This is a genomic window from Streptomyces sp. 147326 (genome assembly GCF_045000215.1).
In the GTDB taxonomy this organism is placed as follows: Bacteria; Actinomycetota; Actinomycetes; order Streptomycetales; family Streptomycetaceae; genus Streptomyces.
This window is the reverse complement of sequence record NZ_CP134201.1, coordinates 5,351,518-5,370,495: the sequence shown is the minus strand read 5'-3', so window position 1 is coordinate 5,370,495 and position 18,978 is coordinate 5,351,518. Positions and strand designations below refer to the sequence as shown.

Sequence of the window (18,978 nt, the reverse complement as noted above, 5' to 3'; positions counted from 1 at the left end):
CCGCCGGTCCTACTCGCCGACGCCCTCGGCGGCGCGGATCGCGTCCCGGTAGACGCGGGCCGCCGCGCGCAGTGCGGTCTCGGGGTCGGTCCCCGCCGCCTCGGCACGTGCCGCCAGTGCCAGCAGTTCGTACCCGATCCCCTCGCCGCGGGGCAGCTCCACGGCCACACCGCCCGTACGGACCCGGCCCGCGAGCTTGGCCGCGAGCGCCAGGCCGGGCTGGCCCACCGGGATCCCGTCGGTGACCGACTCCCGCTGCTTCTCCACCGCCTTGGTCCGCTGCCAGTGCGCGTTCACGTCCTCCGGCGTCTCGGCCTCCGCGTCGCCGAAGACGTGCGGGTGGCGGCGGATCAGCTTCTCCACGAGGGTCCCGGCCACGTCGTCGATGGAGAAGGCCCCGGCGGCGTCCTCCCCGTCCTCGCCGTCCTCGGCACCGCCGCCCTCCTCCGCGATCCGCGCGTGGAAGACCACCTGGAGCAGGACGTCGCCGAGCTCCTCGCGCAGCTCCTCCCGGTCCCCGTCCTCGATGGCCTCGACGAGTTCGTACGCCTCCTCGATCGCGTACTTGGCCAGGCCCTCGTGCGTCTGCTGCGAGGTCCACGGGCACTCGCGCCGGACCCGGTCCATCACCTGGACCAGGTCGAGCAGGCGCGCGCCGGGCAGGTCGTACGAGCCGGGCAGCAGCTCCAGGTCGGGCATGGAGACCCGGCCGGAGCCGGCCAGCCGGGCCAGCCCGTCGGTGAGGCGCCGGTCGCCCTCCCCGCTCGGGAGCAGCACGACCGTACGGCCGCCCGCGCAGGCCTCGACCAGCTCGTGCGCGTCCGGGGTCCCGAACGCGACCTCGATGCCCGCCTCCCGCAGGTACGGCAGCTGCGGGTGGCCGGGGTCGGCGCACAGCACCCGGTCCGCGGCGTGCAGGGTCTGCCACGCCGGCCAGGACAGCACGCCGGGGGCGACCCGGTGGCTGGTGGTCAGCAGGACGATGCGGCCCGTGGGCTCGGCGGCGGTGGGCTCGGAGTGCTCGGTCACCCTCCGAACCTACCTCCGGCCGGGCGCGTCAGGCTCCGGCGGGTGCCTGCTCGGGCTGGGTCCGCTGGGTGATCCAGGGGGTCTCGCCGGCGCCGAGCTTGATCTGCTTGACGTCCCAGGAGCCGTAGCGCGGGTTGACCTCGATGTGCAGGTCGGTCGCGGCGGCCCGGGCGGGCTCCTCCAGCTTCCCCTGGCCGTACTTCGCGGTCAGCTTGGTCAGCAGGACCCGGTCCCGCAGGAAGCGGTCGACCTGGCCGGGAGCCATGGCGCCCTTCTGCAGGAGCAGCGCCTCGAACTGCTCGGTCCCCTTGTTCTCGTCCACGTACCCCGTGCGCTCGTCCTCGATCTCCTTGACGGAGGCGGAGATCCCGGCGGTCTTGGCCATCTTGTCGATGACGTGGCTCTGGAGCATCGAGTCGAGCTTCTGCCGCTCCAGGTTGGGGGTGCTCGCGATGAGTTCGGCGGCGGCCTGCCCGGTCCGGTTCTGCGCCGCGCGGACGTCCTTGACCTGGGCCTGGAGGGCGGCGGTGGTGATCCGTTCACCGCCGACGACGGCCGCGGTGCCGGGCCGGGCCTCGCCCGAGCAGGCGGACAGCAGGGGCGCCGCCAGGAGCAGGGCGGCGGAGACGGAGAGCGCTGTGCGACGGTGCAAAGGAGCCTCCAGGGCCGGGAGATTGTGCGTCGGTGCACAAGGGCCGTGCGGTGATCGATGGTATGCAGTCAGGGTGGTCCGAGCCACCGGTTCGACCAACGATTCCCGAGGTGTCGGGGTGCGCGTTCATCTGGCGGCCATCCTTCGGTCCCCCGGTGGTGCCAGGGTCGGCCCACCATGTCGACACCGCACCGCTCACAGCACCGCTCGCCGCGCCGCCTGAGCCTGTCCGGCTCGGCGCTCGCCGCCCTGCTCACGGCGGTGGCCGTGTGCGCCGGGGACGCCGCCGCCCGCGTCTTCCCGTACGGATCGCGCCACCGCAGCATCAACGACCTCGGCAATCAGTTCGTGCCCTTCCACGCGCACCTGTGGGACCTCCTGCACGGCCGTGCGGAGGGCGGACTGCTGTTCAACTGGCAGTCCGGGTACGGCACCAGCTTCCTGCCCGACCTGGGCACCTATCTGACCAGCCCGCTCTCCGTCCTCGTCGGGCTCTTCCCGCGCGCGGACATAGACCTCGCGGTCTACGTCGTCACCGTGCTCAAGACGGCGGTCGCGGCGGCGGCGATGGCCTGGCTGCTGCGCACCCAGCGCCGCGGGCCGTGGTGGGCGGCGGGGCTGCTCGGGGCCTCGTACGCACTGTGCGGCTGGTCGGTGATCGAGGCCTCCTACAACCCGATGTGGCTGGACGGGCTGATCGCCTTCCCCCTGCTGTGCCTCACCGGGGAATGGGCCCTGCGCGGGCGCCGGCTCCTGCTCGCGCCGCTGGTCGTCGCCGTCTGCTGGACGGCGAACTTCTACACCGCCTACATGGCGACGCTCGGTGCGGCGCTGGTCCTGGTGGTACGGGTGGTGCTGACCCGGGAGGGACTGCGGACCCGGGCGGCGGTGATCGCCCGGGCGGCCGGGACGACCCTGCTGGGGATCGTGCTCGCGGCTCCGGTGCTCGTTCCCCTTTTCCTCAGCTCGGGCCGGGCCTACCCGGGGTGGGTCAAGGAGTTCCGGCCGGTGTCCTGGGCGGACCTCTTCGCTCGGCTGCTGCCCGCGACGTACTCCTTCTCCTCCCCCGCCGTCTTCGTGGGCACCGGGACCCTGCTGCTGGTGGCCGCGCTGCCCTTCCACCGGGCGGCGGCGGTGCGCACCCGGCTGTGGTGGGCGGGTCTGACCGTGGCCGTGGCGCTCTCCCTCCAGTGGGCCCCGACCCACCTGGCCTGGCACCTCTTCGCGACCCCGAACGGAAGCCCGTACCGGCAGACCTTCGTGCTCGCCGGGATCGCCGTGATCGCCGCCTGGACCGGGCTGGCCGCGGGCCTGCCCCGGCTTCCGGCGCTGGCGGCGGGCGCGGGCCTGCTCGCGGCCGCCGTGCTGTGGGCGCGCGGGAGCACGCTCGGGACGGACTGGGGGTACGCGCTGTTCGCGGGCGGGCTGGCACTGGCGGGCGCCGCCTGGTGGGCGCTGCGCCACCGCCGGCTGGCGCTCCCGGCGGCCGGGCTGCTGGCGGTGGTCCTGCTGGCCCAGGCGGCCGCGACGACCGCCTACGGTCACAAGGGGAAGCTGGGCGGGCTCGACGACTACCCGTCCTGGGGGGCGGCCCACACCGCGCGCGCCGAGGCCCTGGCCGGCGCCGAGGGCTGGCCGGCGTACCGCACCGACCCGAGCCGGCCCGCCCTGTCGGGCAACGACCCGATGCTGCTGGGCGGGGAGGGCGGCTCGTACTACAGCAGCCACACCCCGGAGGTGTTCACGCACACGATGGTCGCCCTCGGGGCCGGCTGGACCTCGCGCGGGCGCAACGTCCAGAGCATCGACAACCCGGTGACGGACGCCCTCTTCGCGGTCGGCGCGCGCCTGCAGCCCGACGGCACGGTCCGCCGCGCCGAGGTCCCCCCGCTGGTGACGACCCGCCCGCCCGGCGCACCCGTCTCCTACGGCGACTCCCCCTTCGCCAACCAGGAACTGCTGCTGGGCGCCCGGGTGTACGAGGACCCGCTCGCGCCCGGCGTCTGCCGCGCGGGCACGGAGGCCTACCTGTGGGCCCCGGAGTACAACGCGACGGCCCGCCTCGCGGACGGGCCCGCCTTCCGCCTGAACGGCAGCGCCCCCCGCAACCGGGCAGCCCTGCAGCCGATGGGCGCCTCCCGCGGGGCCTCCTCGGCCCTGGTCTTCGACGCGGCCCCGCCCCCGCGGTGGACCCTGTCCTGCCTGGACCGCGCCCGGCTCGACACCGCGGTGGCCACCCTGCGCGCCACGGCGGCGACCTCCCTGCGCGTCGGCTCTTCGCAGATCCGGGCCGAGCTGCCCGCGGGGGCCACGGGCACGGCGGTCCTCTCCGTCCCCGCGATCGCCGGCTGGACCTGCAACGGCCGCCCGGCCGCGGCCCATCTGGGACTGGTCGCCCTGCCCCTGGACGGCCGCACCACCACGCTCAGCTGCTCGTTCCGCCCCCCGGGGCTGCTCCCGGGCGCCGCGGCGGCCGCGCTGGCCCTGATCGTCCTGGTGGGCCTGGCGATCGGGAGGCGTCAGCGCACCTGACCCAGCCAGTGCAGGGTCCGGCGGATCTCGGCGGGGAAGGGATGCGCCGGGCCGTGCAGGCGGTCCGCGTCGAACAGCAGCCGGGCCAGGGTCTCGTGGGCCGCCTGCCGGTCGCCGAGGGAGAGCAGCAGGTGGGCGATGCGGCGGCGGACCTCCAGGGGCAGGCCCGGGTCCGGGTTGGCGTAGTGGTTCTCGAAGAGCGGGAGCAGCGAGCGGTACTCCGCCAGGGCGGCGGCCGGTTCGCCGAGCTGCTCCAGGCACTGGGCCGCGTCGTAGCGGAAGCGCAGGGACTGAGGGTCGCCGGCCGGGAACTCGTCGGCGAGGCGGCGCAGTTCCGGCAGCGCGCGCCGGTACTGGCCGTCGTCCATGAGCGTGGCGGCGTACTGCTTGCGCAGGGAGCGGACCACCGGGGAGCGCTCCCCGTGCTCGGCGGCCGCCGCCGGGAGGATGCCGCCGAGGATGTCCCCGGCCTGGGTGAGCCGCCCCTGGTCCAGCAGCTTGCGGGCCTCGTCCACGGCGCCGGGGATGTCGGGCCGGGCGGGCGTCGGGACCGGGGTCGGCGGTGAGGTCGGCTGCGGCGGGATCACGGTGGCCCGGTCCGGCCAGGGGGCGTGCGGGCGCAGGAAGGGGCGGGTCGGGTCGAGCGGGCCGGCGGGGGCCCGGCTGCCGCTGGCGGGCAGCAGCGGGGCGAGCGCCTCGTACACGGCCTGCGCGGAGCCGGGACGGTCCTGCGGGTCCTTGGCGAGCAGGCGCATCAGCAGCGTCTCCAGCTCCTGCGGGATCTCCGGGCGCTTGGGGCGGACCAGGGCCGGGGGCTCGTACAGGTGGCGGTGGAGCACGCCCAGGGCGGTGGAGCCCGCGAAGGGGACGTTGCCGCTGAGGAGTTCGTAGAGCAGCACGCCGAGCGCGTACAGGTCGGTGTACGGGCCGACCGCGCCGCTCATGGCCTGCTCGGGCGCCATGTACGCGGGGCTGCCGATGGGTGTGCCGGTGCTGGTGAGGCGGGTGGTGTCGGTGTCCATGACCGAGGCCACACCGAGGTCCAGGACGAGCACGGTGCCGTCCGGGCGGATCATCACGTTGCGGGGCTTCAGGTCGCGGTGCACGATCGGCACCGCGTGCACGGCGGAGAGCACCGAGCACAGCTGCGCGACGACGGCGACCGCCCACTGCCAGGGGTAGGGGCCGTGCTCGGCGAGGTGGTCGGCGAGGTCGGTGCCCTCGACGTAGCCCATGACCAGGAAGAGTTCGTCGCCGTCGCTGCCGGCGTCGTGCACGGTGACCAGGCCGGGGTGGTCGACCTGCGCGGTCACCCGGCACTCGCGCACGAAGCGGCGGCGCAGCTCCTCGGCGACGGTACCGGGGCCGGCGACCTTGTCGGGGCGCAGCAGCTTGACGGCGACCCGGCGGTCCAGGCGCTTGTCGTACGCGGTCCAGACCTGGCCCATGCCGCCCTGCCCCAGGATGGAGGCCAGCTGGTAGCGGTCTCCGATGAGCCGGTCGGTCACTGATTCGGGTCCTGGATCGCGGTCTGGTTCGGGTCCTGGTAGGGCCCGCCGGGCGGCGGGGTCTGCTTGCGCAGCAGCTCGCTGAGCTCGTCGAGTTCGGCGCGGACCTGCCCGATGCGCGGCGGCGGGGTCGGCTGCGGGGGCGCCTGCGGCGGGGCCGGCGCGGCAGCGGGCTGCTGGGGCACGGGCGTCTGGGCGTGCGGGTACCCGTAGGCGGGCGAGGCCTGCTGCGGGTGGGCGTAGGGCGCGGACGGATACCCGTAGGCGGGCAGCGCCGCCCTCCGGGCCTCGTGGTGCTTGATGTCGGCGACGAGGAAGTACACGCAGATCGCGAAGCCGGTGAAGATCGAGCCACCGGCCCCCAGGTTGCCCTGCCAGCCGTTGACGTCGGGGGTGGGGTCGAGCTGGATCAGCGTCATCCACAGGACGGCGAGCGCACCGCTGACCACCAGCAGCACCCAGTCACGGGACTTGCGGGTGACCAGGGCGAGCCGCAGCATCGAGCCCCAGGCCAGGAAGCCGCAGCTCAGGATGGGCAGCAGCATGAACACCACGCGCAGTGCCACCACGCCCCCGTCGGTGGACTGGGGGGCGTGCTGCGGCGGAAGGCCGGGGCCGTGCATCGCTGCTCCTGACGGGCCGTGCGGAAGAAGTTTCGGGTCTGAGGGTATACAGCGTTCCCGGCCATGAGTGAGGGGATGCGCGCAACCGTTGCACGCTCGCTGCACGGCACCCCCGCCGGCCGGCCGGCCGCCCGCGCCCGGAGCCCCGCCCGCCCCGAACCGCCCTTCGGGCGCCCCGTACTCTCCTTGCGACCTGCACCCCGTCGAAGTGAGTCCCTCCGTGCACACCGCTCACCGTCTGACCGCGGCCCTCGTCCTCGCCGGCGCTGCCGCACTCGGGCTCACCGGCTGCCTGGACAAGCCGTCCCGGTCGTTCCCCGGCGCGTCGGCCCCCAAGATGCTGAGCGAGTCCGTGACCGCACTGCGCAGCGCGTCCTCGTTCACCGTCAGCGGCAAGACGGTGACCAAGGGCGTACCGACACAAGTCGACCTCTCGATCAGCAAGACCGGCGAATGCACGGGCACGATGTCGTTCGAGAGCGGAGTGCTGAAAGTGGTCCGCACCCACGACCACGTGTTCCTGCAGGGCAACGAGGCCTTCGCCCGCGCCCAGACGCAGGACCTGCCCGCGGATGAGGCGGAGCAGGCGTTCAAGGACACCACGACCCTGTGGATGCGCAAGAAGGCCTCGGATCCCGCGCTGAAGGCACTGGCCGCCCTGTGCGACCGGGACGGCATGCTCAAGGCGTTCTACAGCTTCTCGGGCGACGCTGTGGAAAGCGGGCAGGCCGACGCCGGGGGCCAGAAGGCGGTGTCGATCGTCGCGGCCAAGCACGTCTTCCTCGTGGCCGCCGAGGGCGAGCCGTACCTGCTCAAGGTGACCAAAGCCGGCCCGGGGGGGATCGACCTCGCCTACACCGGCATCAACCGACCGGTACAGGTGGACGTTCCGGCCGAGAAGGACGTCTACGAGGCCGGCTGACGCGTGCTCCGGCCGCCCCGGGACCTCTGGGTCCCGGGGCGGCCGAAAGCGGCGATCCGGCTAGGAGCCGAGGATGGTGGTGAGGAACTCGCCGGTCCAGGCCAGCAGTTCCCGGCCGACCACCGGCTTGCCGCCGATCTTGCCCGCCTTCGGGCGCGGGACCAGCACCTGCGAGGTGGCGGGCTTGAGCACCGTCCCCGGGTAGAGGCGCTTGAGGCGCAGCTCCTGCGACTCGCGCAACTCCACCGGCCCGAAGCGGACGTTGTTGCCCTGGAGGGTGATGTCCCCGACCCCGCAGGCCCGGGCGAGCATCCGCAGTCCGGCCACCAGCAGCAGGTTCTCCACCGGCTCGGGCAGCTTGCCGTAGCGGTCGGTGAGTTCCTCCCGTACGGCCTTGATGTCCGCCTCGGAGTTGGCGGAGGCGATGGACCGGTACGCCTGCAGGCGCAGCCGCTCGCCGGGCGCGTACTCGTGCGGGACGTGCGCGTCGACCGGAAGCTCGATCTTGACCTCCAGCGGCGGCTCCTCCTCCACCCCGCCCTCGACGGCGGCCCGGTAGTCGGCGACGGCCTCGCCGACCATGCGGATGTAGAGGTCGAAACCGACGCCGGCGATGTGACCGGACTGCTCGCCGCCGAGCAGGTTGCCCGCACCGCGGATCTCCAGGTCCTTCATGGCCACGTACATGCCCGCGCCCATCTCGGTGTGCTGGGCGATGGTGGCCAGGCGCTCGTGCGCGGTCTCCGTGAGCGGCTTCTCCGGCGGGTAGAGGAAGTAGGCGTAACCGCGCTCGCGGCCACGGCCGACCCGGCCGCGCAGCTGGTGCAGCTGGGACAGGCCGAAGTTGTCGCCGCGCTCCACGATCAGGGTGTTCGCGTTGGAGATGTCGATGCCGGACTCGACGATCGTCGTCGAGACGAGGACGTCGAACTTCTTCTCCCAGAAGTCGACGACGACCTGCTCCAGGGCCTGCTCCGACATCTGGCCGTGCGCCGTCGCGATCCGCGCCTCGGGCACGATCTCGCGCAGCTTGGCGGCCGCCCGGTCGATGGACTCGACCCGGTTGTGGATGTAGAAGCACTGGCCCTCGCGCAGCAGTTCACGGCGGATGGCCGCGCCGATCTGCTTCTCCTCGTACGGGCCGACGAAGGTGAGCACCGGGTGCCGCTCCTCCGGCGGGGTGGTGATCGTCGACATCTCGCGGATGCCGGTCACCGCCATCTCCAGGGTGCGCGGGATCGGCGTCGCGGACATGGTGAGCACGTCGACGTTGGCGCGGAGCTTCTTCAGCTGCTCCTTGTGCTCCACGCCGAAGCGCTGCTCCTCGTCGACGATGACCAGGCCCAGGTCCTTGAACTTCGTCTCCTGCGAGAAGAGGCGGTGGGTGCCGATCACGATGTCGACCGAGCCCTCCTTCAGCCCCTCCAGGGTGGCCTTGGACTCCGTTTCGCTCTGGAAGCGGGACAGCGCCTTCACCTTGACCGGGAACTGCGCGTACCGCTCGGAGAAGGTGCCGAAGTGCTGCTGCACGAGCAGGGTGGTCGGCACGAGGACGGCGACCTGCTTGCCGTCCTGGACGGCCTTGAAGGCGGCGCGCACGGCGATCTCGGTTTTGCCGTAGCCGACGTCGCCGCAGATCAGCCGGTCCATGGGGACGGACTTCTCCATGTCCTCCTTGACCTCGGCGATGGTGGTGAGCTGGTCGGGCGTCTCCGCGTACGGGAAGGCGTCCTCCAGCTCGCGCTGCCAGGGGGTGTCCGGGCCGAAGATGTGGCCGGGGGCCGCCATGCGGGCGCTGTAGAGCTTGATGAGGTCGGCGGCGATCTCCTTGACGGCCTTCTTCGCGCGCGCCTTGGTCTTGGTCCAGTCGGCGCCGCCGAGCCGGTGCAGGGTCGGGGCCTCGCCGCCCACGTACTTGGTGACCTGCTCCAGCTGGTCGGTGGGGATGTAGAGCCGGTCGCCGGGCTGCCCGCGCTTGGCCGGCGCGTACTCCACCAGCAGGTACTCGCGGGTGGCGCCCTGGACGGTCCGCTGGACCATCTCGACGTAGCGGCCCACGCCGTGCTGCTCGTGGACGATGTAGTCGCCGGCCTCCAGGGTCAGCGGGTCGATCGTCTTGCGGCGCCGGGTCGGCATGCGGCCCAGGTCCTTGGTGGCGGTGCGCTGGCCGGTCAGGTCCGTCTCGGTGAGGACGGCGATCTTCAGGGCCGGGTCGACGAAACCGTTGTCGACCGAACCGCAGGCGACGTGGACGATCGACGGCTCCAGGGTGCGGAGCTCGGACTCCAGCCGGGCCGGGATGCCCTCGCCGCCGAGCACCTCGACGGTACGGGCGGCCGGGCCGTGGCCCTCGGTGAGGTAGACCGTGTGCCAGCCGTCGGCGATCCAGCCCTTGGTGTCGGCCAGCGCCCGGGCGGTGTCGCCGCGGTAGGCCTCCGGCGCGTGCATGCCGAGCTTCAGGGTGTCCCCGCCCACCGTCTCGTCGGCGGCGAAGGGGGAGACCGACCACCACATCATGTTCAGCTCGCGGGCCCGGTCGCGTACGTCCGCGATCCCGCGCAGCGAGGCCGCGCCGACGTCGATGGGGGCCTCTCCGCCGCCCGCCGTGGCCGCCCAGGAGGCCATCAGGAACTCCTGGCTCGTCGCGACCAGGTCGGCGGCCCGGGTGCGTACCCGCTCGGGGTCGCAGACCACGGCCATCGAACCGGCGGGCAGGACGTCGATCAGCAGCTCCATGTCGTCGACGAGGACCGGGGCCAGGGACTCCATGCCCTCGACCGCGATCCCCTCGGCGATCTTGTTCAGCAGCTCGCCGAGCTCGGGATGGGCCTCGGCGAGCGCTGCGGCCCGCTCCCGTACGGAGTCGGTCAGCAGCAGCTCGCGGCAGGGCGGGGCCCACAGCCCGTGCTCGGCGACCTCCAGGGAGCGCTGGTCGGCGACCTTGAAGTAACGGATCTCCTCGACCTCGTCGCCCCAGAACTCGATGCGCAGCGGGTGTTCCTCGGTGGGCGGGAACACGTCGAGGATGCCGCCGCGCACGGCGAACTCCCCGCGCTTCTCGACGAGCTCGACGCGCCCGTACGCGGCGGCGGCCAGCGCCGCCGTGACCTCCCCGAGGTCGGCGCTCCCGCCCTGGCGCAGGCTGACCGGCACCAGCTCCCCGAGCCCCTTGACCTGCGGCTGGAGCACGGACCGGATGGGAGCGACGATCACGCTCACCGGCCCGGCCGCCGGATCGTCCTTGCTGGGGTGCACGAGCCGGCGCAGGACCGCGAGCCGGCGGCCCATGGTGTCGCTGCGCGGGCTGAGCCGCTCGTGCGGGAGCGTCTCCCAGGACGGGTAGTCCACCACTGTGTCCTGGTGGCCCGGCGGCATCATGGAGCGCAGCGCGGCGGCCAGGTCCTCGGCCTCGCGCCCGGTGGCGGTGACCGCGAGCACCGTCCGCTCGGTCCGCCGGGCCAGCGCGGCGATCGCGAAGGGCCGCGCGGCGGCGGGACCGACCAGGTCCACGTGCATGCGGTTGCCGTCCCCGGCCGCGGTGACCGCCTCGGCGAGGGCCGGGTCCCGGGTGACGGCGTCGAGCAGTCCGTGCAGGCTCATGAAGGAGGCTTTCCGTCCGGTGAAGGGGCAACGCGAAGGGCCCGACACGTCGCACGGGCCGGGGGTTCCCACCCTACGACGCGCCCCGCCGCCACGCGCGGGGGATTCAGGTCGCCCGTGCGGGTGACGGAGCCGGCGCCCGCACGGGCCCGGACCGCAGGGCCCACGGGAGCAACCGGGGGTGGGTTCGCACCCCTCTACGATGTCGAGGTACTGACGTCCGAGCTCGCCGAGGGGGCACGAAGGCCGTGACGAGCGATGCCATAGCCCGGCCGGAAGCCGCGGCGGTTCCGGCGCGTCCGGACCCGGTGCAGGCGAAACCGGCGCAGGCCAAAGCGGCTCGGGCTAAGCCGGCCGGGAGCCGGTGGGCCGGACCGTACGCGGTCGCCGGCGGCCTGTTCCTCGTGTACCTCGTCCTCTCCGTCGGGCGGTTCCGGCGGATGGACTGGGCCTCGTGGGACCTGGGCATCTTCGAGCAGGCGATCCGCGCGTACGCGCACCTGCAGGAGCCCGTCGCGGACCTGAAGGGGCCGGGGGCCAACATCCTCAGCGACCACTTCAGCCCGGTCATCGCGCTCGCCGCTCCCCTCTACCGGCTCTTCCCCGGCCCGCTCACCCTGCTCGTCGTGCAGGCCGCGCTGTTCGCACTCTCCGCCGTCCCCGTCACCAGGGCGGCCGGACGGCTCCTGGGCCGGGCCCGCGGGGTCGCGATCGGCATCGCGTACGGGCTGTCCTGGGGAGTCCAGCGGGCGGTGGAGTTCGACTTCCACGAGATCGCCTTCGCCATGCCCCTGCTGGCCTTCTCCCTGGAGGCGGTGCTCGCCCGGCGCTGGCGGGCCGCGCTGCTGTGGGCGCTGCCGCTGGTCCTCGTCAAGGAGGACCTCGGCTTCACGCTCGCCGCCCTGGCCGTGGTCGTGACCTGGCGCGCTTGGACCACCGACCGCCGCACCGCGTGGACCGCGCTCGGCGTCGCCGCCTTCGGCGCCGTCTTCGCCGTCCTCGTGTTCACCGTCTTCATACCGGCCTTCGCGACCGAGGGCTACGGCTACTGGCACAAGATCGACGGCGGCGGCCCGTTCGCCGGCACCGGCACGAAGCTCGCCACCCTGGGGTGGGTGCTGATCCCCACCACCGGGCTGCTCGCCCTGCGCTCGCCGCTGCTGCTGGTCGCCGCGCCCACCCTCGGCTGGCGCTTCCTGTCCGGGGACGACCACTACTGGTCCACCGACTGGCACTACAGCGCCGTGCTCATGCCCGTCGTCTCCCTCGCCCTCGTCGACGCCATCGACACGTTCCGGCGCAGCGAGCGGCCCCGGCTGCGCGCGTACTCCCTCCAGCTGCCCACCGCCGTCCTCGCCGCCGGCCTCGCCCTGGCCGCGACGGCCATGCCGACCGCGAAGCTCGCGGAGGCGCGTACGTACGAGAAGCCCGACCGGGTCACCGCCATCGAGCGGCTCCTCGACCGGATCCCCGACGGGGCCACCGTGGAGGCCGACACCACGCCGCTGACCCGGCTGACCTCCCGCTGCCGGGTCCTGTGGATCGGCGGCAGCAAGGGCGTGGTCCCCGACTGGATCACCATCGACAACTCCTCCCGGTGGGCCGGCGACCCGGCCGTCTACGCCGGCCAGCTGCACCCAGGTGAGCGGTACACCCTGGTGGGCGAGGCCGCCGGGATCGTCCTGCTGCAGCGCGGCTGACGAGCGGCTGACGGGCTGACGGCAAGGCGCCGGCCCGGAACCAAAGGTCCCGGGCCGGCGCCCTCCCCCGTACGACCGCGCAGCGGTCACTCGCTCGCGATCGCGTTCAGAACGTTCATCCGCCCTGCCCGGAAGGCCGGGACCAGTGCGGCGAACAGGCCCACGAAGGCCGAGGCGGCGAACACCCCGATGATCGTCGGCCACGGGATCTCCAGGACCTTCAGGCCCTGGAGCGCCAGCAGCTGCTGGGCGCTGGCCCCCCAGCCCATGCCCAGCCCGAGGCCGAGCAGGGCGCCGAAGAGGGCGATGACCACCGACTCCAGGCGGATCATGCGGCGCAGCTGGCGGCGGGAGAGGCCGATGGCGCGCATCAGGCCGATCTCGCGGGTCCGCTCGACCACCGACAGGGCCAGGGTGTTCACGACGCCCAGGACGGCGACGATGATGGCGAGGCCGAGGAGCCCGTAGACCATGTTCAGCAGCTGGCCGACCTGGTCCTTCAGGGCCTGCTTGTAGTCGGCCTGGTTGCGCACCATGTACTGCGGGTACTCGGCCATCGCCGCCTTGACCGCCTTGTACGCGGCCGCGTCGGACTGCCCGTCCTTCGCGCTGGCCAGCAGCATGAAGGGCAGCGGCAGCCGGTCGGCCGGGACGTTGGCCCGGGCCACCTCGGTGCTGATGTACTTCATGCCCTTGTCGATGTTGCCGCTGTCGCTGGTGATGGCCGCGACCTTCAGCTTGACGGTGTTGCCGCCGGTGAAGGCGACCGTCATCTCGTCGCCGAGCTTGATGCCGTGCTTGGTCGCGTACTCCGAGCCCACCGACATGGAGTCCTTGCCGTACGCCGCCGCGTGCTCGCCGGCGACCATCTTGCGCCGGATGTCCTGGGCGTACGTCGGGTCGGTGGCGCCGAGACCATCCTCTTCGGTGGCGCCGTCGGGGGCGGTGAGCGTGGCCGGCACCTCCCGGTAGGCGGTGACGTGGTCGAGGCCGCCGGTGGAGCGCAGCGCCTGCTCGGCCTGCGGCAGCACGGGCTGCCCGGTCTCGGAGTTGATGATGTAGTCCGCGCCGACGGACTTGTCGAGCTCGTCGGTGGCGGAGGCCACCATCGAGGAGCCGACCACCGACAGGCAGGCGACCAGCGCGAGGCCGATCATCAGCGCGGCAGCGGTGGCGCCGGTGCGGCGCGGGTTGCGCAGGGCGTTGCGCTCGGCGAGCCGGCCCACCGACCCAAAGGGCCGCAGCACCACGCCGGAGAGCACCCGGACCACGCCCGCGGCGAGCAGCGGGCCGATCACGATGAAGCCGATGAGGCTGAAGACGACGCCCAGGCCCAGCCACAGCGATCCGGTGCCGGCCTTCTCGGCGGCCGCGGCGAGGAAGAGCCCCGCGGCGCCGATGCCGGTGAGGACGAGGCCGAGGGCGGCGCGGATGCGGCCGGCCTTCTTGTCACCGGGGGTGCCGGACTCGCGCAGCGCGGCCATCGGGGAGACCTTGCCGGCGCGGCGGGCCGGGACGAAGGCGGAGACGACCGTGACGAGGACACCGAGGACGATGCCGACGACCGGGGTGGTCCAGGCGACGGTCAGGTCGTCGGTGGACAGGTGCATGCCCATCTGGCCCATGAGCTTCATCAGGCCGACGGCCAGGCCCACGCCCGCGCCGACACCGAGGACCGAGCCGACCACGCCGAGCAGGAAGGCCTCGACGACCACGGACTTGAGGACCTGTCCGCTGTCGGCGCCGATGGCGCGCATCAGGCCGATCTCGCGGGTGCGCTGGGCGACCAGCATGGAGAAGGTGTTGAAGATCAGGAAGATGCCGACGAGGAAGGCGATGCCGGCGAAGCCGAGCATCACGTACTTCATGACGTTCAGGAAGGAGCCGACGTCCTTGCGGTTGGCGTCCGCGGCTTCCTTGGCGGTCTGCAGCTTGTACGTGTCCGCGCCGACGGCGGTCGCGATGTTCTGCTTGAGCTGCTCGTCGCTCACCCCGTCCTTGGCGGTGACGTTGACGTGCGTGAAGGAGCCGGCGGAGCCGAGCAGGGCCTGCTGCGAGGTGGCCGTGTCGAAGTAGACGACGGCCGCGCCCGGGTTGGTCACGGTGAAGGTGGCGATGCCGGTGATCCTGGCGCGGATGTCACCGGTGACGGCGATGGTGCGCAGCTCGTCCCCGATCCCCAGTCCGTGCTTCTCCGCGGTGTCGGCGTCGACCATCACCTCGGTCGGGCCGCGCGGGGCCTGGCCCGAGGTGATCTTCATGGACTTGAGCTCGTTGTCGCTCCAGTTGCCCGCGATGGTCGGGGCACCGGTGGTCGAGCCCATGTTCTCGTTCTTGGAGTTGACCACGGTGACGGACATCGAGACGACGCCGCCCTCGGCGCTCTTGACGCCCTCGGCCTTCTTGACCTGCTCGACGACCGAGCCCGCGAGCATCTCGGGCTTGCCGCGGTCCGGGGTCTCCTCGCCGTCCTCGGCCGCCTTCGGGCTGACGGTCACGTCGGAGTTGGTGACGGCGAACAGCTTGTCGAAGGTGGTGTTCATGGTGTCGGTGAACACCAGGGTGCCGCAGACGAAGGCGACGGAGAGCAGGACCGCGACGGCGGAGAGCGCCATCCGCCCCTTGTGCGCGACGAAGTTGCGCCGCGAGGTCTTCAGGACGGTGTTGCTCATGACGTCCGCCCGCGCGCGTCGAAGTCCTTCATGCGGTCCAGGACCTGGTCGGCGGTGGGCCCGTACATCTCGTCGACGATCCGGCCGTCGGCCAGGAAGATGACGCGGTCCGCGTAGGAGGCGGCGACCGGGTCGTGGGTGACCATGACGATGGTCTGGCCGAGCTCGTCCACCGAACGGCGCAGGAAGCCGAGTACCTCCGCGCCGGCGCGGGAGTCCAGGTTTCCGGTCGGCTCGTCGCCGAAGATGATCTGCGGGCGGGCGGCGAGGGCGCGGGCGACCGCCACGCGCTGCTGCTGGCCGCCGGAGAGCTCGGTCGGGCGGTGCTTGAGCCGGCCGGCGAGACCCACGGTCTCCACGACCCGGTTCAGCCACTCCGCGTCGGGCTTGCGGCCCGCGATGTCCATGGGGAGCGTGATGTTCTCCAGGGCGTTGAGCGTGGGCAGCAGGTTGAAGGCCTGGAAGATGAAGCCGATCCGGTCGCGGCGCAGCTGCGTGAGCTTCTTGTCCTTCAGCCCGGTGATCTCGGTGTCGTCCAGGTGGATCTGCCCGCTGGTCACCGTGTCGAGACCGGCGAGGCAGTGCATCAGCGTGGACTTGCCGGAGCCGGAGGGGCCCATGATCGCGGTGAACTGGCCGCGCATGATGTCCACGTCCACGTCGTCGAGGGCGACGACGCGCGTCTCCCCGGAGCCGTAGGCCTTGACGACCTTGCGCGCCCGGGCCGCGACGGCTGCATGCCCTCCAGTACCCCCGTGCCTGGTTTCGGTCATAGCCGTTGTCACGGTCTTTCTCCCTTTTCGCCTGTGTGCGTCTGCGTGCGTCGTCGTCATGAAGTCTGCGGCGGGTGGGGGCCTTGGCACGCTGGTGCCCATCGCCGTATCCACCCGGGGGTTATCCCCACCCCCCACCTCCCGGTCCGTATGTTCCAGTTAAGGAGACGCCCGGTGGCCCCACCTCCTCCGCCGGGAGGAACCGCCCCTGGCCCGTTGTGCGGAGGGACCCCTAGGGGATGTCCGCCCTTCGGGGGAGAGGGCCTGGGGGATACCGCGGGACGCGGGGGCGGTGAGAAGGTGTTCCCCGCAGTTACGTGCAGGGGGAAGGAATCTCGGTGGCCGCAGCGGAGAGCACGGGCGGAGGCCAGGACGGCATGCCCGAGGGGCGCGCGGACCACCTGCCAGGGGCGGCGGGGGCGGCCGTTTCGGCCACGGGCTCGCAGCCACCGGCCGGTGCCGGTGCGGGCGGCGCTGGGGCCGCCCGGCAGGCCGGCGGCCGGCCACCGGCCCCCGTGGTCGCCTCGCTGATGCTCGGCATGGCCCTCGTCGCCCTCGACAGCACCATCGTCGCCACCGCCGTCCCGCAGATCGTGGGCGACATCGGCGGCTTCTCCGTCTTCTCCTGGCTCTTCTCCGGCTATCTGCTGGCCGTCACCGTCACCCTGCCCGTCTACGGGAAGCTGTCCGACACCTTCGGCCGCAAGCCCGTCCTCCTCTTCGGCATCGGCCTCTTCCTCGTCGGTTCGCTGCTGTGCGCGCTCGCCTGGAACATGGCCGCCCTGATCGCCTTCCGGATCGTCCAGGGCCTGGGCGGCGGCGCCCTCCAGGGCACGGTCCAGACCCTGGCCGCCGACCTCTACCCGCTGAAGGACCGCCCGAAGATCCAGGCCCGGATGTCCAGCGTCTGGGCCACCTCGGCCGTGGCCGGCCCGGCGCTCGGCGGACTCCTCGCCTCGTACGCCCACTGGCGCTGGATCTTCCTGCTCAACCTGCCGCTGGCCGCCCTGGCCTTGTGGATGGTCGCCCGTCACCTGGTGGAGCCCGTACGGTCCCCCGGGCGCCGGGGGCCCGTCGACTGGGCGGGCGCCCTGGCCGTCTTCGCCTGTGGCGGGCTGCTGCTCTTCGCGCTCGTCCAGGGCGGGGTCGCCTGGCCGTGGCTGTCCGCGCCCTCGCTGGGGCTGCTGGGCGCGAGCGCGGCCATGGCCGCGGTGGTGGTCGTGGTGGAACGCCGGGCCGAGGAACCGATCCTGCCGGGCTGGGTCTGGCGGCGGCGCACCATCGCCGCGGTCAACCTGGCCCTGGCCGCGCTCGGGCTGCTGATGGTCGCCCCTATGGTGTTCATGCCGACGTACGCGCAATCCGTGCTCGGCCTCGGGCCGGTCGGCGCCGGGCTGGTGATGTCCGTGATGACCCTGAGCTGGCCCATCAGCGCCGCCCTCAGCCAGCACGTCTACCGGCGCATCGGCTTCCGGAACACCGCGGCCGTCGGGATCGGCCTCGCCGCGGTGATCCTCTACTCCTTCACCCTGCTGCCGCACCCCGCCCGGCCCTGGCAGCCCGCGCTGATCATGCTGCTGCTGGGCGCCGCCCTCGGCCTCTTCCAGCTCCCGCTGATCGTCGGGGTCCAGTCCACGGTGGGCTGGGCCGAGCGCGGGACCACCACGGCCTCGGTGCTCTTCTGCCGGCAGGTAGGCCAGAGCGTGGGCGCCGCCCTGCTCGCGGCCGTGGCCAACGCCACCATCGCCGCCCGCCTCGCCGATGCCCCCGTGCCCGGGCTCCCGGATCACCTCGACGACGTGGCGAAGGCACTGGAGCGGCCCGAGCTGCTCCCGCGGGCCGCCGCCGACTACCTGCGCGAGGCCGTCGCCGCCGCCGTGGAGCACATCTTCCTCGGCGCGAGCGCGGCCGCCGCGGCCGCGCTGCTGATCCTGCTGCTGGTGGCGCCCCGCAGGTTCCCGGTCCTGCCGGAGCTGCGCGAGGAGTAGGCCTGCGCGAGGGGCGGCTGCCGGGGGACAACAGCCGGGCGGCCGCCCCGACTTGTCATGGCCCGGGACAGTGGGAGACCCTCGTACGCAGCACCGTTATCCGGGGGGACGACATGGCATCCGCACTGTTCGCACTGCTGTTACTGGCCGCGCTGGCCGGCCCGATCGGCCTGCGGCTGCGCCGCAGCCCGGCCTTCGTCACCGGCCGCGACGGCCGGCTCTCCACCTCCACGACGCTCGCCCTGGCCTGGACGGTGATCCTGGTCTGGCTGCTGCTCGCCATCCTCGCGTACGGGCTCGCCTCGGGCGGCGGAGTCACCTACTTCCGGGGCGCCGACGGCCCCTTGTCCCAGCTGACCACGGTCTACCTGCCGCTGCTCGGCGGCCCGTACGTGGCGCTGATCGCGGCGAAGACGGTCGTCGGCCTGCGCGTGGAGAACGGCACCCTGGCCAAGCCGGCCGCGAAGCCCACGCAGTCGGGGCGGCGGCCGCTGCGGGAGCTGATCGCGAACGACAGCGGGCGCACCGACCTCGTCGACCTGCAGTACGTCGCGCTCAGCGCGGTCACGATGCTGTACGTGGTGCTGTTCTTCCTCGCGGACGTGGGCGGCGGGCTCCCGCGGCTGCCCGCCGAGATGTGGGCCCTGACCGGCGCCCCGGCGGGCGCCTATCTGGTGAACAAGATGGCCGTCCGCGCCAACCCGGTGATCACCGACGTCTCCGTCGCCGACGGCCTGCTCACCGTCCAGGGCGGCGGCTTCGGCCCCGGCCCCGCGGGGGCCCCGGCCCAGGTGAGCGTGAACGGCGCCGCCGCCCCCGCCTTCCTCGACCCGGCGACGGGCACCCTGAGCGCCCCGCTCCCGCAGGGCACGGCCGCCCCGTTCGAGGTGACGGTCACGGCCCGGGGCCTGCGCAGCGACCCCTACCGTTACGAGTCCCCGGCCCGCCCGGCCCCGCAGCAGCAGCCGGCCGGCTAGGC

At 73.0% G+C, this 18,978-nt stretch carries 12 protein-coding genes; 5 read left to right on the top strand and 7 right to left on the bottom strand.

What is annotated here, in order from left to right; genetic code table 11:
• Positions 1–9 precede the first annotated feature (9 nt).
• Together RIU97_RS24635 and RIU97_RS24630 are read right to left on the bottom strand one after the other, a co-directional pair.
• Positions 10–1,029 (bottom strand): nucleoside triphosphate pyrophosphohydrolase, encoded by a 1,020-nt coding sequence (locus RIU97_RS24635; RefSeq protein WP_404959749.1) that lies wholly within the window; start codon positions 1,027–1,029, stop codon positions 10–12.
• A gap of 28 nt (positions 1,030–1,057) precedes the next feature.
• A complete protein-coding gene (locus RIU97_RS24630; protein ID WP_404959748.1) occupies positions 1,058–1,681 on the bottom strand; it encodes a SurA N-terminal domain-containing protein in 624 nt (207 codons plus the stop codon).
• 177 nt (positions 1,682–1,858) lie between these two features.
• Between RIU97_RS24630 and RIU97_RS24625 the strand changes: the two genes are divergently transcribed.
• Positions 1,859–4,213 carry a YfhO family protein gene (locus tag RIU97_RS24625; protein ID WP_404959747.1) on the top strand — a complete coding sequence of 785 codons (2,355 nt, stop codon included), beginning with the start codon at positions 1,859–1,861 and terminating at the stop codon, positions 4,211–4,213.
• Here RIU97_RS24625 and RIU97_RS24620 read toward each other — a convergent pair.
• Together RIU97_RS24620 and RIU97_RS24615 are read right to left on the bottom strand one after the other, a co-directional pair.
• Complete coding sequence (locus tag RIU97_RS24620; protein ID WP_404959746.1) at positions 4,201–5,721, bottom strand: protein kinase domain-containing protein; 1,521 nt, start codon at positions 5,719–5,721, stop codon at positions 4,201–4,203. The genes RIU97_RS24625 and RIU97_RS24620 overlap by 13 nt on opposite strands.
• On the bottom strand, positions 5,718–6,344 hold the full coding sequence (locus tag RIU97_RS24615) for a hypothetical protein (protein ID WP_404959745.1): 627 nt from the start codon (positions 6,342–6,344) through the stop codon (positions 5,718–5,720). The genes RIU97_RS24620 and RIU97_RS24615 overlap by 4 nt, the downstream gene beginning before the upstream one ends.
• Positions 6,345–6,564: 220 nt before the next feature.
• Between RIU97_RS24615 and RIU97_RS24610 the strand changes: the two genes are divergently transcribed.
• Entirely contained in the window at positions 6,565–7,266 is a 702-nt protein-coding gene (locus RIU97_RS24610) for a hypothetical protein (RefSeq protein WP_404959744.1), read from the top strand.
• Between the two features lie 60 nt (positions 7,267–7,326).
• On the opposite strand, the gene mfd is transcribed toward RIU97_RS24610, so the two are convergent.
• Positions 7,327–10,866, bottom strand: coding sequence for a transcription-repair coupling factor (gene mfd, locus RIU97_RS24605; protein ID WP_404959743.1), 3,540 nt, complete (start codon positions 10,864–10,866; stop codon positions 7,327–7,329).
• A 440-nt stretch (positions 10,867–11,306) separates the two neighbouring features.
• Here mfd and RIU97_RS24600 point away from each other — a divergent pair, with 440 nt between their 5' ends.
• A complete protein-coding gene (locus RIU97_RS24600) occupies positions 11,307–12,566 on the top strand; it encodes a DUF2079 domain-containing protein (RefSeq protein WP_404962921.1) in 1,260 nt (419 codons plus the stop codon).
• 86 nt (positions 12,567–12,652) lie between these two features.
• Here the strand turns inward: RIU97_RS24600 and RIU97_RS24595 are convergent, their stop codons facing one another.
• Both RIU97_RS24595 and RIU97_RS24590 read right to left on the bottom strand, forming a co-directional pair.
• Positions 12,653–15,238 carry an ABC transporter permease gene (locus tag RIU97_RS24595; RefSeq protein ID WP_404959742.1) on the bottom strand — a complete coding sequence of 862 codons (2,586 nt, stop codon included), beginning with the start codon at positions 15,236–15,238 and terminating at the stop codon, positions 12,653–12,655.
• Positions 15,235–16,011, bottom strand: a complete 777-nt coding sequence (locus RIU97_RS24590) for an ABC transporter ATP-binding protein (protein ID WP_279399180.1) — start codon at positions 16,009–16,011, stop codon at positions 15,235–15,237. Before RIU97_RS24590 ends, RIU97_RS24595 begins: the two co-directional genes overlap by 4 nt.
• Positions 16,012–16,388: 377 nt before the next feature.
• Between RIU97_RS24590 and RIU97_RS24585 the strand changes: the two genes are divergently transcribed.
• Together RIU97_RS24585 and RIU97_RS24580 are read left to right on the top strand one after the other, a co-directional pair.
• On the top strand, positions 16,389–17,999 hold the full coding sequence (locus RIU97_RS24585) for an MFS transporter (RefSeq protein WP_404962920.1): 1,611 nt from the start codon (positions 16,389–16,391) through the stop codon (positions 17,997–17,999).
• 113 nt (positions 18,000–18,112) lie between these two features.
• Positions 18,113–18,976, top strand: a complete 864-nt coding sequence (locus RIU97_RS24580) for a hypothetical protein (RefSeq protein WP_404959741.1) — start codon at positions 18,113–18,115, stop codon at positions 18,974–18,976.
• The last annotated feature ends 2 nt before the right edge of the window (positions 18,977–18,978 follow it).